Raw genomic sequence first — 16,908 nt, 5'->3', positions numbered from 1 at the left:
AACAGTTTTAAACTGTTAAAAAAATGAGTCCAAGACTAAGTCTTGAACTAGTAACCTCAAATTTGTCCAGTAATCAGATAACCGATATACTATTAACCTTTTCCTACTTACTTACTAACTCAATATATTATAAAAAGTAAAGCATTTTCAATATTTCCGAAATCAGAAATCCCAAATCCGCAATAGCTTGAAATTCTTTCCTATTCCCTATTCCCTATTCCCTATTCCCTATTCCCTATTCCCTATTCCCTATTAAAGACATGATTAACTATAAAAAGGTTGTAACAACTAAAAAATAAAAAGCCCCTGATTTTTCAATCAGAGGCCTTAGTAATAATCTTTAGAAACTATTTTCTTTTTGGAGTATCAGGAATAATTCTGATATCATTTGGTTTCTTAGGGTCAATATAGAATTTGTATTTTGCAACCTGTCCAGTTGGCTTACAGTCACCAGCACTCAAACGTTGAACTTCGTATTCATAAACCGCTGGCGATTTAGGTAGTGGAAGGTCCTCTGGCCATTTGATATTTGGATTTGTTGCCACGTTTTCGTAGTTAACAACCGTACTGTATTTCTTCACACCTGTTACTGTACCAGCACTTGCTTTTTTACGTCTTGGAATAAGCTTCTTCGCTGGTGCAGTTGCCACAGCAGCTGGAGCTGTTGCTTTAGCTACCTTGCGAGGCTTACGAACTGGCTTGTCTGTTCCAAAATATTTTGTTGCAGTAGAGCCACCAAAGATTTTAAAGATATACTGGTCTTCAGTTTTTGTTACTGGAGCTATTGGAGCAGGTTTTGCTTTATAACCAAAACTAGCTGCATTAGCTTCAGACAAACATTTACCTTGCACACTTGACTGAATAGTATAGTAGTAGAAACTACATTCGTCACCATTTACAAGCGAGACATTATTAGGCAAATTCAAAGTAGTAGACTTTGTAGTTTGCTGATACACTGGGATACCAGAGCCATCTGCCTTGTACAATTTGAAGATATACTCTTCATTTTCAGGAGTACCAGAAGTACTTTTCCAACGGAAAGTTGGTTTCTCTGTTGAACCATAGTCATACATTCTACCACTTTCAGACTCAAGAGTTGGCACTGCACAAACTACAGGAGCTGGAGGAGGAGGCAACAATTCATACACCGTCTTAGCATTACAGGCTCCAAAAGTATGCGCTAATGCCAATCCGAAGTTACAACCACCATGCGTTCTTGTATCTTCTTTAGTTAACAAAATATTAGAACCTGGGGTAACATCTTGACCTACTGTTGTAAATGGGGTTTTGGTAACAAAACCAACCGCATTTAAACCTAGTGCCCAAGACTTAGACAAGTTATACAAGAGATCTACACTCAAAACACCTCCTAATTGGTTTTTAGACGCTGATGGATTCAAGCGGAAAATCACTTGGTCAGCACCTAAATTACCAGGAATCGTAGCACCAAAACGCGGAGCTGAAGTATTCATCAAACCGCCCTTGGCATCAATATCTAAAGAGAATTTTGATCCTAGAGGAAGTGATACTGCAGGTCCTATCATCAACAAGAAATCTTCGTAGCTACCCACTTTGTCATAAGTCAATGAGCTTGTAGGAATACCTCTTGTTGCTGCATTACGAGCAATCAAACCTTGTGGCCCTTTGTAGTCATCACTTACTCCAAAGTTTTGATAACCACCCAAAATACCAAACCCAATCTTACCCCAGTAATGATTAACTGTTAAATAGTTGTACACCCCCGACTTAAGAAACATGGTAATATCCTCACCTTCTTTACAGAACGGAGTAGCAATACCTATACGATCGGTAATTTTCCAATATTTCTTTGGTTGTGTAGAACGGATTACATTACTATTTTTATAAAATGCAGTATCTAAATAATAACCATCAGCTACTGATTTTATAATCTTACCGTTTGAATAAGTAGTAGTAGTAATTCCACCTTCTGTCACTGAACTAACAATCGACGGTTTGCTTTCTGTCTGTGCAGTTGCTACTTGACTAGCTAAAAGGCAAGAAATAACCCCCATAGATAGTCGTTTAGAAACATTGACAGCGAAACTGGATTTTGAAAAATTTTGTTTCATAACTGCTTGTTTTATAATTATTAATATAGGATTTGCTGGTAATGCTTTTCTTAGGACAAAAATATGGCCAAAAAGTCACTATCAGAAACAATATAAAGTAAAAAAGTCATATTGTCAAATTGTGAATCAAGGGATAATCAAACACTAAGCTAAAGTTTTTGATAAGAATCCTGTAAATTTGCACAATTGAAATTTGACAAACAAAGATACATCGCAATATTTAATATTGAATACCGCTTAATAAACGGTTTTGAAGGAGAATTTCTTATCCCTTAGATGATCGGTTCGTTTTACGGTTTAATAATTTCATCATATTCTTCATTGCTTGTTTTCAATTTTGAAATAAATACCATTCGTTAGATCGCATTACCATGTCTGTACATAGTGAAATAAAAAGAGTCACCACCCACATTTTGCAAGAAATGAAAAATCGTGGTGAAAAAATTAGTTGTTTGACGGCCTACGATTACTCTATGGCTCGTATCGTAGATGCTGCTGGTGTCGACCTTATTCTGGTTGGCGATTCGGCCTCAAACGTAATGGCAGGGCATGAAACAACACTCCCCATTACACTCGACCAAATGATTTATCATGCATCCTCTGTCGTGAAGGGGGTCAAACGTGCCCTTGTGGTTGTGGATATTCCTTTTGGTTCATACCAAGGTAATTCTTCTGAGGCGCTACGTTCGGCTATAAGAATCATGAAGGAATCGGGAGCGCATGCAGTAAAAATGGAGGGTGGAGCCGAAATTAAGGAATCTATCATTCGGGTTCTTAGCGCAGGAATTCCTGTAATGGGGCATTTGGGACTCACACCACAGTCTATTTATAAGTTTGGTACGTACTCGGTTCGTGCCAAAGAAGATGATGAAGCAACAAAGCTCATCGAAGATGCTAAAATGCTTGAGCAATGTGGTGCTTTTAGTGTCGTTCTTGAAAAAATTCCAGCTACCTTAACCAAAAAGGTTTCTGAACAATTAACCATTCCTACTGTAGGTATCGGGGCTGGCCCCGACGCCGATGGCCAAATTCTTGTGGTACACGATATGTTGGGTATCAACAAAGAATTCAAGCCACGCTTTTTGAGAAGATATGCCGACTTAGATACCATCATGCACGATGCCATCGGGCAATATGTTGCAGATGTAAAGGCGCTTGACTTCCCAAATACAAAAGAAAGTTATTAATCTTTGGGAGACGTATTTGCTCCCTTAATCAATTATTATCATGAAAGATTTCCATGTAGTTTACGAGGATAATCATATCATCATTGTAAGTAAAAGAGCTGGGATTCTCGTACAAGGAGACTCTACTGGTGATCGTACCCTTACTGATGCTGTAAAAGACTATATCAAAGCTAAATACGACAAACCTGGAGAGGTATTCTTACACCCAGTGCATCGACTAGACCGCCCTGTAAGTGGCTTGGTTATTTTTGCTCGTACCTCCAAAGGACTTGAACGTATGATGGAGCTATTCCGAAAACGTGATATCCAAAAAACGTATTGGGCTGTAGTAAGAAGAAAACCAGCCAACGAGAAAGGTAAACTTACGCATTGGCTGGTTAAAGATGAAAAGCGAAATGTGGTAACCGCTTATGATACAGAAGTACAGGGCTCACAAAAGGCTGAGTTATATTACAAAGTTTTAGGTTGCATCAACAAACACTATTTACTTGAGGTTGAACCTATCTCGGGTCGTCCACATCAAATCCGTGTGCAGCTTGCTACGATGGGTTGCCCAATCAGAGGTGATTTAAAATATGGCTATGACAAACCAAATGCTGACGGTAGTATCAATCTACATGCACGACGTATCTTCTTTGTCCACCCTGTCAAAAAGGGACCTATTATTTGCAAAGCTGCTGTACCCCCTATCCCATTTTGGGAGGAGTTCTTAGAATTAGAACCAGAGGATATTAAGCAAAAAAATCTTGGTTATCTTCATGAATAACCGGGGTTGACAAATCAGACCAGATTTGTAAAATCAAACTAGATACTGCCTGCTTGACTCCTTGTATAATTCCTGATGCAATACTCAACGGCAGTATTAATGGTAAAAACACAAGCCATTGTAGAAGCATAAATTGATTTACCTTTTTCATAATTTTTAGATTTTAATGGTTGTAAACGATTTTATTGTACTTTAAGTGGTTAATTTTTGGTTTAAGTGATATAAAGGTAATTTCTTTTAGGAAAGCGTACAAATTAATTTTGTTAAAATTTTACAATTTTTTATCATTTAATTCACAAATAGTACAACAATCAAAATCAACAGAATGTTTGAAATACAACAAAAAAGCCATTGCAATCTACTTGCAATGGCTTTTTTGTTGTATAAAAATCTGATTATTAAGCTAATTCGGCAATAACTGTTTCTCCGCCAACAGGACGATCATCCAAATTGACCAACACTTTAGCATCGAGTGGCAAAAAGATATCGACACGCGACCCAAATTTGATAAAGCCAAATTCTGAACCCTGTTCTACTTGTTTTCCTTCTTCTACATACCAGCAAATACGTCTTGCTAACGCTCCAGCAATTTGACGAAACATTACTTCAGTACCACTTTCATGACGAACCACAATGGTAGTACGCTCATTTTCGGTACTTGCTTTTGGATGCCAAGCTACCAAATATTTACCTGGGTGATATTTAAAGAAAGAAACTATTCCCGAAAGTGGGTTAAAATTGATATGTACATTCACAGGTGACATAAAAATCGAAATCTGACGACGACGACCTTTGAAGTATTCTGGTTCTTCTACTTCCTCAATTACCACAACTTTTCCATCAGCTGGTGCAATGATATGTTTGGGATTCTTTACAGTTACTCTTTTAGGTACTCTAAAAAACTGTAGAATAATGATTGAGAATAAGATACTGAAAACTACAGCAATCTTACGAAGTAAATCATTGTCTGGAAAGAAATAATAAACAGCTGAATTCAGTACAGCCAAAAAAACAACTGTTACCAAAATGGTACCTGTACCTTCTTTGTGAATTGTCATACTTTGCTTTAGGGAAATGTGTTTTTTACAAAGGTAAGAATTTTTTTGATTGGTAAAGGCTTGCTGTAGGAGGAATCAGAGATAAATTGGAACAAGAAGGTCGAATCTTTTGTCAATTAATATGCACAACTTGTCATTTTGCTACGCCAAAAGAAGCTAATAGGATTTAATTACTTTAACTTTAAAACTTTTGACTAAGTTATAACCAAAATAACAAGTTATGCACATTAGGCTTAATTACTTACTTAGGACGAATTGGTAAAGGCTCTAAATTATAAGATGCATTGAAATAATAGCATCGGCTTCGGGTGGAATACAACAAAACAGTAAGTCCACGAAATAAACATTTAGACAAAAGTCAAATGTTAAAAGTTTTAAGAAATCAATTACTTGGGAATTAAACAACCCCTACTTTTAATAATCAAACTACTTGTAGCGCTAGCACACTAATTACTCTTTTGAGAGTTGCTCGGTTGATTGATAGCAGGATATTCAATATCTGCAACGGCGGTTGTCTTGTAAAAGGTGGGCGGTAATATAAAAAAGACAAATATGTTATTGAGCTCCTTTTGATTCATAGTAAACCATGAATCTATAACAAAACTAATGTTTTTTGATTATCATAAAAAGTTAAGAAATGAAAGTTTTACAATCGATGAAAAACCTCCCTAAACGCCCATTTTAGCTATCAAAGATTCAACTGTTAAGCCTGGGCCAAATGCACAACTTAAAATCTTACAGCCTTTATTATCGTCTTTTACTTGTTCTAGTATTCTTTTTAATACAAACAGTATTGTGGTAGATGACATGTTGCCATACTCCCGCAAAACCTCGTATGAAGCTTGATTATCCTTCGGACTAATACCCAAGGCTATTTCTACCGATTCCAAAATTGCTCTGCCTCCTGGATGTATGGCATAATATTGTATGTCATCTCGACGAGCCCCGTTTGCTTTGAGGAGGCTCTCTACTAACTGGTTGATACCTGCTTTGATGAGTTGAGGAACATAAGAAGTTAAGGTCATTTCAAAGCCAAAATCCGCAATGTGCCAAGCCATATCGGACTGCCCTTCGATAAATAAATCGCAGAAAAATGATTCTAGTTTTAACACTTTTTCATGAGGTGCCTTAGCTTGGATAATTACAGCCGCAGCCCCATCCGAAAACAGTGCGTTTGAAAGCAAAAAATCTATATCTTTCTTCTTCTGAAAATGTAGTGTACATAGCTCGACACTTACCAACAAAACTTTGGCACTGGGATTGGCCAAACAGATATCATTGGCAACTTTTAATCCATTAAATGCACCATAACAACCCATAAAATTAATGGCTGTTCTTTGGATTGTTGTTGATAAACCCAAAGCCTGCACCAAATCAATATCGAGCCCTGGCGCATACATACCTGTACAACTTACCGTAATGAGATGGGTAACCCCTTCAAGCGATAAACCACGAGTGGCTTCTACACAAAGCGGCAAAGCAGTTTGTTTGTAAACCTGCATTCGATGGGCAACCGAAGGAAACGGCTCCAAGTTAGGTGTTTGTGGATAAAATTGATAAGATTCGACTGGAAGACCATAATCTGGCAAAACAGAATGTCGATACTGTATTTTGGTACTTCTATAAAGTGCTATGAGCTTACGTTTTTCTACTTCGTCCAACTCCAAAGAACGCGCCATAAACTCAGCGATTTCGAGTTGTGTAAAACGATTAGCAGGAACTGCCGTTTCAATGGAGGTTATATAGCTCATATATTGTTGTTAAATTACCAATTTCATCACTTTCATTCTCTTCATTATTCATTCCCTTCATTCCTTATATACGATTATATTCACATAATTGTTCAGTTTTTTCAAGAAAAACCTTCTTTGCGTAGGTAAGTAACAACCTTGTCAACCAGTTTGGTATGACCTGTATCGAGCACGATTGTTTGCTGTTTTTGTACATATTTACTCAAAGGCAAAACTTGCTGAGGCGGAAGTAGTTGGTCGTATTTTCCTACAAAAAAACTAAACTTAGTTTGAAATTTTTCCGCAAGCTGTACCAAGTCCGAAATAGTAAATTGTAACTCTTTAAAGCCAATCCAAGCATGGTAAATTTGCTTTTGTTTGAGGGGTGTTCCTAACATAAAATCGGCCATTCGAACAGTACTTTTTGAAACTATCCCAATTTTTTGAAGAGAATTGCCTATTTTCAAGAAAGTTGGCTGATGAGCAATCACTCGGCGAAAGCCCCATCTTCCCAATTTACTTCCCGTAGCCAGTCGATACAAAGGGTTTACTTTGATGCCGTCTGGCGCTAAAAGTAGTACATGATGTATTTTTTCGGCAAATGCCTCAAAAGTCGCTAAAGCAAAGCGGCCTCCTATACTAAAACCTATCACGTCAAACTCCTTGATATTTTCTTTTTCCAAAAATTGGACTAAGCTTTCCTTCCACCACTGTTTTGTCACAATAAATGGATTTTGATAAATATGTTTTCCATGAAAAGGTAAATCAAAAAGATAGGTCGTGTATCGCTCCGAAAAGACCTCAGCAAAATGCTGGAAACACGAAAAATCCTGCCCGATTCCGTGGAATGCGAGCAGGATTTTAGGGCCATTTCCAATTTTATGATAATTCAACATCATGAGAAAGATTTGTATTTTAGGCACAAGGCAAAGAGTGTTAAATTATTTTTAGTGACGATAGATAAGTTTTGCCCAATGCCGATATCTGAAAGCCTAAAGCTTTCGGCTTTCAGATATCGGCATTGAAAAAAGCATGGCTTTTGTTATTAAAAACATTTTAACACTCTTTGCCTTATGCCTGTTGCCTTGTGCCTAAAACACAAAACTTAAATATAATTCTGCACGATTACTTAATTCATCACTCACAATTCTACATTAATACCTAGTGTCCTTTACCTGTATTTTTGACTACTTCTTTATCAAAATCAATATTCTGTTTACGCAATACGGCTTGAACACGAATACCAAAGAAGAACAAGTAACCAAAACAAGCTACTGCCAACAAATATGACAATTGAATACCAATGCTATCTGCTAAAATACCTTGAACTACAGGAATCACAGCACCACCCAAAATCATCATAATCAAGAAGGCTGCACCTTGGTTAGTGTATTTACCCAAACCAGCAGTACCCAATGAGAAAATCGAAGGCCACAATACTGAACAGAATAAACCTCCACTAATCAATAAGAACAATGCGATTTTTCCTGTAAAAATTACCCCCAATAACGATGTTACTGCGCCACAAGCTGTATAAATCAATAAAGTTTTTACTGGCTTTTCTTGACTAGCAAAGAATGCTGCAATCATCATAACTACACAAAAACCATACGGCAACAAATCCTGAACAGCACTACCACCCAAGGCATTTACGCCTAATACAATGGCAAATGCAACAAATGGAACAATTACCTTTAAAATAGTTTGAGTACTTTGGCTAAAGTTAAAGTTTCCGATTGAAGCAGTCCAACGACCTACCATCATACTTCCCCAGAAAAGAGATACGTACTTAGCAATTTGCGAAGACTCTAAATTTTCGGTTACTTTCAAATATTCACCCAAGTTACTACCAATCGTTACTTCAACGCCTACATAAACGAAGATTGCCGACATACCCAATAATAATTGTGGATATTTCAAGGCACCTGTCCCGATTTCTACATCTTCGTCGTTAGTGATACGTGGTAGTTTAGAAAGTTTGAAAAATACGGCAAATAAGGCAAAAACAACCCCTAAAATCAAATAAGGAGCTTTTACCGAATCAATTGAAGCATTTTTGGCTGCATCAGCCGAAATTGAACCGAAGATAGCGTAACTAATCAAAGCAGGACCGATTGTACCGCCTAGGTTATTAACAGCACCTCCTAAGTTGATACGTTGAGCACCTGTTGCAGGGTCACCCAAGGCAATCATAAAGGGTTGGGTGGCAGTTTGCTGCAATGAAAAACCTAAGCCTACAATAAATAGGGCTGAAAGGAGGATAGGAAATGATTTTAGTTCGGCAGCTGGATAAAACAAAATTGTACCAACAGCCGAGATAATCAAGCCATAAATGATACCATTTTTGTATCCAATTCTGTTGAGTACATCACCTTTAATGATGCCAGAAACCACAAAATAGAGAATGGAACCTACGAAATAAGCAGCGTAAAAGGCAAAGTCTACTAATTGAGCTTGCCATTGTTGCAATTCGAATTTGTCTTTGAATAGTGGGATAAGAATACCGTTTGAAGCAGCTACAAAACTCCAAAAGAACCACACTGTTACCAGCGTGTAGAGCGCAGACTGATTACTTTGCGTTGAGGAATTAGACATAGTTTAGTACTTTTAAAAAAGAGAATAGACAACTTTAGCTTAAAACTACTACTTTTTCTGGCAAAAATTATCTTTACTTTTTAAAATAACTTAAAAAGCCATATTCCATATTTAGAATAAGTATTAAAATGCCGATTGTGTAGATTTGTCACAATCGGCAAGGGCAAATATTTCTATTTTTGACATAAGCACGGCTTGTGGGCATTTTCTCAAACTACAATGCTATCGAATCATATACCACAACCTTCGACCACAAATGTTTGTGCTCTTCAATGAATTTCTTGTGTAGTGGATGTACTAAATATTTCTCTTCATCCTCTTTCGAAGCAAACAATAGTAATACCGAAAATGTGTAAGACGCATCAGTCACAGGTTTGTCAAAATCATTAATTGAAGCCTTTCCGATATGCGCTTGTTTGATTTGTTCAATTTTACCTAATCCTTTCAAACCTGCAAGCAATTGCTCATAAGCCTTTTTATCTTTGCTGTCTTTCAACCAAAAAAACACATGATGTGAAAAAACAGGCAGTGCCTTTGGAACGGCTGCTTCAGAATTACTCGGTGTCATAACAGTTAGGGCTGTGCCGGCAGTGGCTACTTGGAGGGATTTTTCAATAAAATTTCTTCGAGATGTATTTTTCATTTTTGAATAGATTTTTGTGTTTGATTACAAGATAGCAAATCATTTGAAAGAATCTATGTCTTTATGCAGGGCATTATTTTTTCATAAAAAACTACTTTTATAAACTTATCCCTAGTGAGTTGAGTTACGTACTTAGTAATCAAATATCTAACAATCAACTTTATTTTAACCTACAACCACGGTTATTGATAACTCATACAACCATGAATATTACGATTTTATCGACCTCACCCAGAAAAAACAGTAGTTCTCTTCGTTTTTCAAAATACTTAAAGTCGCTTAGCCAAGAGGCAGGCTTTGACCAAATCGAAATTGTTGACTTCGAAAATTATGATGTGCCATTTTTTGGTCAGGGCTTTATCAAAAAAGATAATTTGAGTGCTTTTCAAGAAAAGTTAATCAGTGCTTGGGCTAAAGCAGATTTGGTGTTCATTGTAATGCCCGAATACAATTGGTTTCCAGATGCAGAATTAATCAACTTGTTAAATCAGTTGGGAGGAAAAGATTTTGCACATCTTTTTGGAGAAAAAACCTTCGCTTTGGCAGGTGTATCAAGTGGTCGTGGAGGCAAGCTTCCTGCCATAGAAATGACGGTTATGTTGGGAAAACTCATCAATTTCTTGAATCAATACTCGGTAATTTCATCTCGTATTTATGAATCGCATGAAACCCACGTTAATCTTAACGAAAATGGCGAATTAGCCAATGACAATACTGTTTACGAAAATTCAGTGAAAGCTTTCGTAGATTATTCTATCCAAATAGCTCAGCGCTGGAATAGAGGAAAAGCATAATGCTGAAATTGAGTGAATGGTGGTTGAGTGATTTAGTGATTATTTTAAAATTTGTACTTAAATGCAAAGCATTGCGTCGCTACAAGTAAAATTCAAATCAAAATAACCACTCAATCACAACTCACTCAATTAGTATTTGTACCTTAATAAAAACTCCACACTCTACACTCCAAACTCAGCAACTTAACTATATCTATCATTGCGCCAAGGATAAGCTGTATTAGAATACCCTCTTTCTTCCCAAAAGCCTAGCTTATTAGCCGATAAAAATTCGATTCTTTTAATCCATTTTGAGCCTTTCCAAGCATACAACTGTGGCGTAATCATACGCAAAGGACCTCCATGTTCGAGTGGTAAAGGTTCTCCTTCGACAGTATGTACAAGCATCACGTCGGGCTTGAGTGCCTCCTCCAAGGATACGTTGGTTGTATAGGTATCATAGCCATAACACATCAAATGTGTGGCAGTTTCTTTGGGTTGTACCAAAGCTGCCAAGTCTATCAAACGCACGCCACGCCAAGACATATCTAGTTTTGACCAAGTAGTCACACAATGAAAATCAGAAATATCGTCTGTTTGAGGAAGTGCTAAAAAGTCTTCCCATTTCAATACCACGGGGTTTTCTACTTCGCCATCAATGATTAAGCGCCACTTGTCCATTGGAATTTGTGGATGATAACCCAAGTCTAGCACAGGCCACTTTTGTGTAATAGTTTGTCCTATGGGAGTTTGAGGCATTCCATGGCGATTGATTGGTCCTCGTCCCATCGGATTTGGGTCAGCCATAGATGGAGTCTCCTTCATTTTTTCTTCAAAACGAGCTTTGAGTTTCATTCTCGCTTCAATTATTTTATCTAATTTCTCAGGATTTTGTTCACCTGTCATACGCTTTGTGTGCTATAAGTAAAAATAGTTGAGTAAATACCAGCCGTAGGCAATAAGCTTTATGCCGTAAGCCAAAAATGCAATAACCTCTTTACAATACAGAAAAATTTATGATTAGATTCCTAATCAGCTCTTCAAGGATAAATTTATTCAATTGAAAAACAGAATCAAACTCAAAAAGTTTTTAAATTAAGTGAAAAAGGAAAGGGAATATGTCTTCGATATGAATCATGATACTTTTTTGAATCATCTCTTCCTCCAAGTCATGACAGTCTAACAATATGTTTCAACAAACGATTAAATACCAAACCTATCAATTTGCCGACCTCAAAACGCTTATGGCAAAAGCTACCCCAAAAAGGTCGGGGGATGAATTGGCTGGTGTGGCTGCCAACAGTGCCGAAGAAAGAGTAGCCGCACAAATGGCATTGGCTGATGTACCATTGAAGGTTTTTCTGAACGAAGCACTTGTTCCTTACGAAAAAGATGAAGTTACCCGCCTGATTATCGATACTCACGACTTGGCGGCCTTCTCTCCTATTAGCCATTTGACAGTGGGAGACTTTCGAAATTTTCTTTTATCTGAAAATACGACGACTGAAATTTTACAACAAATCAGTAAAGGCATTACGCCCGAAATGGCGGCAGCAGTTTCTAAGCTCATGCGCATTCAGGACTTGATTAATGTTGCCTCTAAATGTAGCGTTATTACCAAATTTAGAAATACCATTGGTTTAAAAGGACGTTTTTCGACTCGTTTACAGCCCAATCACCCTACTGACGACTATCGTGGCATAGCTGCCAGTATGATTGATGGTTTGTTTTATGGCAATGGCGATGCCGTAATTGGCATTAACCCAGCCAGCGATAGTGTTCCAACCGTAATCCAATTGGTTTCGATGTTAGATAGTGTCCGTCAAAAGTTTGATATTCCTATCCAAACCTGTATTTTGAGTCATATTACCACAACGATCAAAGCCATAGAAAGAGCTGCGCCTATTGATTTGGTATTTCAATCTATTGGAGGAACAGAAGCCACTAACACCTCTTTTGGCGTTAATTTGGACATCTTAAAAGAAGGTTACGAAGCTGGTTTATCACTCAATAGAGGCACTGTTGGCAATAACCTTATGTATTTTGAAACAGGACAAGGCTCGGCTTTATCTGCCAATGCGCATTGGGGACTCGACCAGCAAACTTGCGAAACAAGAGCTTATGCAGTAGCACGTCACTTCAATCCATTATTAGTAAATACCGTAGTGGGATTTATTGGACCTGAGTATTTATTTGATGGAAAACAGATTATTCGTGCAGGCTTAGAAGACCATTTTTGTGCCAAACTATTGGGCTTACCAATGGGTGTGGATGTTTGTTATACCAACCACGCCGAAGCCGACCAAGACGATATGGATTCGCTATTGACTTTACTCGGTACGGCAGGTTGTAATTTTATCATGGGCGTACCAGGAGCCGACGATGTGATGCTTCATTACCAAAGTACTTCATTTCACGATGCACTCTATATTCGTCATTTATTGGGATTAAAGCCAGCTCCTGAGTTTGAAGAATGGCTACTCAAAATGAATATCGTGGATGAACAATTTAGACTAAAAACTATTTCTAGTGAACATCGGCTTTTACAACAATCAATATCTTAAGTTGTGTGAATTAGGCAAAGAGTGTTAAAATGTGTTGAAGGCATCAGGCAACAGGCACTAGGCAAAGAGTTTTCAAATGTTTGCTGATAAACAAATATATACTTTTGAGCCCATGGCTTTAGGTAGTAAACCAAATCAATAGAAATTACAAATCTTTTGCCTAGGGCCTACGGCTTACAGCCAAAAGCCTACCATCTAAAGAATATTAAGTTAGTGCGCAAAATAAAATTTAATTTTTGAGCTTTCGAATTTCAGCTTTGGGATTTAGGCAAAAACATATCTATCGTTATTAAAAAATAGTTTTACACTTTTTGCCTTGTGCCTGTTGCCTTGTGCCTAAAACATAAAAGTTAAATCAAATATTACACTAATACGTAATACAATTCCATGTAGTATGTTCATTTATATTGATAGTATTCTTTTGATAATAAACATTTTTCAATAACGGTTACGTTAATACCTTTTAACGTTATCTCATATTAGAATACTATTAGAATAGGGTAATCCACGGAGTTATTCTCCAAAATCAGCGTTATTAGTATACGTTAGGCAATCAAAACCTTTGCATTGTATGAAAAGTCTCGTTTCAAAAAGTCTTCTTGTATTACTAAGCTTTGCTATTATAAGCTGCGATCAAATTCAGGAAAAATCTTTAGAGAATGTCAAGAAAATAAAAGAGTCCGTTCCTGAATACACCGTTGTGGTGATAGACGGGTGCGAGTACCTAAGACTTGAACATACACATGGGTATGCTAGCTTAACGCATAAAGGAAACTGTAAAAACCCTATTCACATCTACAATGGTACAAAAACTTCTCCTCAAAACCCTAGGCATTAATGAATATAACCCTGCACAAAGCGTCAAGAACGTTTCTCTGATTGCCTTAGGTGTATTACTCGCAGGAATTGGTCTCAAAGGATTTTTGCTTCCCAATAGCTTTTTGGATGGAGGCGTAATGGGTATGTCTTTGTTGATTAACATCACAACTGACATTCCGCTTCCTTATTTAATAGTTATCGTAAATCTTCCGTTTATATTTTTGGCATATAGTCAAGTATCCAAGTTTTTTGCCATCAAAACACTTTTAGGCATTGTTGGGCTCGCTATCTGCATTGCTTTTATCGAGATCCCACTGGTTACTTCCGACAAACTATTGATTGCTATCTTTGGAGGGTTCTTCTTAGGCGCAGGTATTGGTATGTCTATCCGTGGTGGTGGCGTATTGGATGGCACCGAGGTATTGGCTTTATATATTAGCCGTAAAACAGTATTGTCGGTAGGCGACGTCATTATTATTATCAACGTATTGATTTTTGCAGTTGCAGCTTTTTTAATCAATATCGAAACAGCCTTGTATGCCATGCTTACGTATTTATCAGCCTCAAAAACGATTGACTTTTTGATTCATGGTATAGAGGAATACACAGGCGTGACGATTATTTCTGAAAAAAGTGAAGAAATCAGAGTGATGATTATAGAGCAGCTCGGACGTGGTGTAACGATTTTTAAAGCGAAAAGAGGTTTCGGAAAAAGAGGTCGTAAAGATGAAGACTTGGACGTAGTTTATACGGTATTGACTCGTTTGGAAATCCAAAAGCTTACCAACGAAATCGAAAATATTGACCCTACGGCCTTTGTCGTACAACAAAGTCTGAATGACGTAAAAGGTGGTATGATAAAGAAATTACCCTTGCATTAATTGAGTGAATTATGACAACAGAAAAACAACTGATTCAGACTGATATTTGGGATTTTTTGCAAAGCTATACCTCTGCCCGCATTGCTCGTGGACGTGCTGGACATAGCTTACCGACCAAAGAACTTCTTCGGTTTCAGGCTGACCATGCTCAGGCTCGTGATGCTGTGCATTCTTCTTTAGACCTACAAAATATTCAAGATAGAATTTTGCATGAAACTATTGTCTTACAAAGTAAGGCTAATTCTCGTGCTCAATATTTACAGCGTCCAGATTGGGGAAGGCAATTGTCTGAAGCCTCTAAACAGGCGCTAAAAAACGTGGTTGATACACCACAAGATATTGCTATTGTTATAGCAGATGGCCTGTCGGCCAACGCCGTCAATACCCATGCCATACCGGTGGTAAATGGTTTATTGAATGTATTGATACAGCATCATTGGCGTATTGCGCCTATTGCCTTGGTAGAACAAGGCCGAGTAGCCATTGCTGATGAAATAGCGAGTGCCTTCAAGGCCGAAATAGTCCTTATTTTGATTGGCGAACGCCCAGGACTGAGCTCGCCAGATAGTATGGGCGCTTATTTGACATATCAGCCGAGTGTAGGTATTACCGACGAAAGAAGAAACTGTGTATCTAATATTCGTCCTGAAGGATTGAATTATCCCGCAGCTATCGAAAAAATACTCTATTTACTTACCGAAATGAAAACTAAACAAATCAGTGGGGTAAATTTGAAAGACGAAATGCAAGGGAATCTTTTATATTGAGTGATTTTGTGATTGAGCGAATGAGTGATTGTTTTATTAGAATTTTACTGGTAGAGACGCAATGCTTTAGGTCTTTACTAAATAGAATATAACTTTTAACATAATCACTCAATTCTCAATGTCTCATTTTTTATTTTATTCCCTTCACCAAGAGATTTTTCGCTACTTCATGACTCATAAATTGTGGATTAGCTTGGGCAATTTGTACAGATAAGGATTTATCAAAATCATTGATTTCTACAATGTACAATTCCGAACCTAGACTTATGCCTAATTTGGCTACATACTGCAAAAAGGCAGAAGAATGCTCCGAAACGCCCATCATCAGTACACGCTCCCCTTGCTTGACCTCTGACAAATTTTGATAGGTCAGTTTTGGCATTCTTCCGTTGGGGTCTGGAATAGGGTCGCCGTGTGGGTCAAACTTTGGATGCTCCAAAAACTCATCTAGCTTTTCAACTAATTCCTCCGAATCTATATGTTCTAGTTGCTCGGCAATATCGTGTACCTCGTCCCAATTAAAACCTAGTTTTTCTACCAGAAAAACCTCCCACAAACGATGCTTACGAATCACTTTAAGTGCCACCTGTTCACCAGCCTCTGTTAATCGTACTCCTTGGTATTTCTGATAATTAACTAACTGTTTTTCTGACAATTTGCGAAGCATATCCGATACCGACGCCGCTTTGGTCTGAGTGAGTTCAGCAACGGCATTAGTACTAATCTCTGCATCGGTTTCGGCAGAAAGTTTATAGATTATTTTCAGGTAGTTTTCTTCTGTGAACGAAGTAATTTGCATGAATTTTATAGTTATACCTCTTTGAAAATGATTCGTTGATGCGTTTCTCAAAGAAGTGAGTACTTATCAAATAACAATATTTAGAATTTAAGTAAAAAAGTTAATAGTATATCAGTTATTGGAATGCACGCATAATTAGCAAGATAAGATTTAAGCTATGTGTTTAGGCACAAGGCAAAGAGTGTTAAAATGTTTTTAATAACCACAGACCCACTTTTTCCCAAAGCCCACCGCCG

General features: G+C 37.5%; 15 protein-coding genes. 7 read left to right on the top strand and 8 right to left on the bottom strand.

Annotated elements, in window-relative coordinates; all coding sequences use genetic code 11:
• Positions 1-347 precede the first annotated feature (347 nt).
• Entirely contained in the window at positions 348-2,090 is a 1,743-nt protein-coding gene (locus ACOVQ4_RS21560) for a hypothetical protein (protein ID WP_421822660.1), read from the bottom strand.
• 371 nt (positions 2,091-2,461) lie between these two features.
• Here ACOVQ4_RS21560 and panB point away from each other — a divergent pair, with 371 nt between their 5' ends.
• Positions 2,462-3,277, top strand: coding sequence for a 3-methyl-2-oxobutanoate hydroxymethyltransferase (panB, locus tag ACOVQ4_RS21555; protein ID WP_421822659.1), 816 nt, complete (start codon positions 2,462-2,464; stop codon positions 3,275-3,277).
• 40 nt (positions 3,278-3,317) lie between these two features.
• Positions 3,318-4,043: an RluA family pseudouridine synthase gene (locus ACOVQ4_RS21550; RefSeq protein ID WP_421822658.1), complete on the top strand. Its 726-nt coding sequence runs from the start codon at positions 3,318-3,320 to the stop codon at positions 4,041-4,043.
• Between the two features lie 398 nt (positions 4,044-4,441).
• Here the strand turns inward: ACOVQ4_RS21550 and ACOVQ4_RS21545 are convergent, their stop codons facing one another.
• From ACOVQ4_RS21545 to ACOVQ4_RS21525, 5 genes are all read right to left on the bottom strand, one after another.
• Complete coding sequence (locus tag ACOVQ4_RS21545) at positions 4,442-5,101, bottom strand: phosphatidylserine decarboxylase family protein (protein WP_421822657.1); 660 nt, start codon at positions 5,099-5,101, stop codon at positions 4,442-4,444.
• Between the two features lie 668 nt (positions 5,102-5,769).
• Positions 5,770-6,852: a type III polyketide synthase gene (locus tag ACOVQ4_RS21540; RefSeq protein ID WP_421822656.1), complete on the bottom strand. Its 1,083-nt coding sequence runs from the start codon at positions 6,850-6,852 to the stop codon at positions 5,770-5,772.
• Between the two features lie 101 nt (positions 6,853-6,953).
• Entirely contained in the window at positions 6,954-7,730 is a 777-nt protein-coding gene (locus tag ACOVQ4_RS21535; RefSeq protein WP_421822655.1) for an alpha/beta fold hydrolase, read from the bottom strand.
• A 262-nt stretch (positions 7,731-7,992) separates the two neighbouring features.
• Positions 7,993-9,426, bottom strand: a complete 1,434-nt coding sequence (locus ACOVQ4_RS21530; RefSeq protein ID WP_283383608.1) for an MFS transporter — start codon at positions 9,424-9,426, stop codon at positions 7,993-7,995.
• 214 nt (positions 9,427-9,640) lie between these two features.
• Positions 9,641-10,069 (bottom strand): Dabb family protein, encoded by a 429-nt coding sequence (locus tag ACOVQ4_RS21525; protein ID WP_421822654.1) that lies wholly within the window; start codon positions 10,067-10,069, stop codon positions 9,641-9,643.
• A gap of 203 nt (positions 10,070-10,272) precedes the next feature.
• Between ACOVQ4_RS21525 and ACOVQ4_RS21520 the strand changes: the two genes are divergently transcribed.
• Positions 10,273-10,863 (top strand): NADPH-dependent FMN reductase, encoded by a 591-nt coding sequence (locus ACOVQ4_RS21520; RefSeq protein ID WP_421822653.1) that lies wholly within the window; start codon positions 10,273-10,275, stop codon positions 10,861-10,863.
• 183 nt (positions 10,864-11,046) lie between these two features.
• On the opposite strand, the gene ACOVQ4_RS21515 is transcribed toward ACOVQ4_RS21520, so the two are convergent.
• Complete coding sequence (locus tag ACOVQ4_RS21515) at positions 11,047-11,748, bottom strand: molybdopterin-dependent oxidoreductase (protein ID WP_421822652.1); 702 nt, start codon at positions 11,746-11,748, stop codon at positions 11,047-11,049.
• Between the two features lie 281 nt (positions 11,749-12,029).
• Between ACOVQ4_RS21515 and ACOVQ4_RS21510 the strand changes: the two genes are divergently transcribed.
• The 4 genes from ACOVQ4_RS21510 (at position 12,030) to eutC (ending at position 15,873) form a co-directional block, all read left to right on the top strand.
• Complete coding sequence (locus ACOVQ4_RS21510; RefSeq protein ID WP_421822651.1) at positions 12,030-13,406, top strand: ethanolamine ammonia-lyase subunit EutB; 1,377 nt, start codon at positions 12,030-12,032, stop codon at positions 13,404-13,406.
• A gap of 571 nt (positions 13,407-13,977) precedes the next feature.
• Positions 13,978-14,244 (top strand): hypothetical protein, encoded by a 267-nt coding sequence (locus ACOVQ4_RS21505; RefSeq protein WP_095160097.1) that lies wholly within the window; start codon positions 13,978-13,980, stop codon positions 14,242-14,244.
• The gene (locus ACOVQ4_RS21500) at positions 14,207-15,106 is read left to right on the top strand and encodes a YitT family protein (protein WP_095160096.1); all 900 of its coding nucleotides are present in this window, start codon (positions 14,207-14,209) and stop codon (positions 15,104-15,106) included. Before ACOVQ4_RS21505 ends, ACOVQ4_RS21500 begins: the two co-directional genes overlap by 38 nt.
• A gap of 11 nt (positions 15,107-15,117) precedes the next feature.
• A complete protein-coding gene (eutC, locus tag ACOVQ4_RS21495) occupies positions 15,118-15,873 on the top strand; it encodes an ethanolamine ammonia-lyase subunit EutC (protein ID WP_421822650.1) in 756 nt (251 codons plus the stop codon).
• Between the two features lie 130 nt (positions 15,874-16,003).
• Here eutC and ACOVQ4_RS21490 read toward each other — a convergent pair whose 3' ends face one another.
• Positions 16,004-16,666: a metal-dependent transcriptional regulator gene (locus ACOVQ4_RS21490; protein ID WP_421822661.1), complete on the bottom strand. Its 663-nt coding sequence runs from the start codon at positions 16,664-16,666 to the stop codon at positions 16,004-16,006.
• Positions 16,667-16,908 lie beyond the last annotated feature (242 nt).

It is taken from the genome of Flectobacillus sp., from assembly GCF_049240685.1.
In the GTDB taxonomy this organism is placed as follows: domain Bacteria; phylum Bacteroidota; class Bacteroidia; order Cytophagales; family Spirosomataceae; genus Flectobacillus.
Note: the sequence above shows the minus strand (reverse complement) of the source record. Positions and strands in the feature narration are given on the sequence as shown.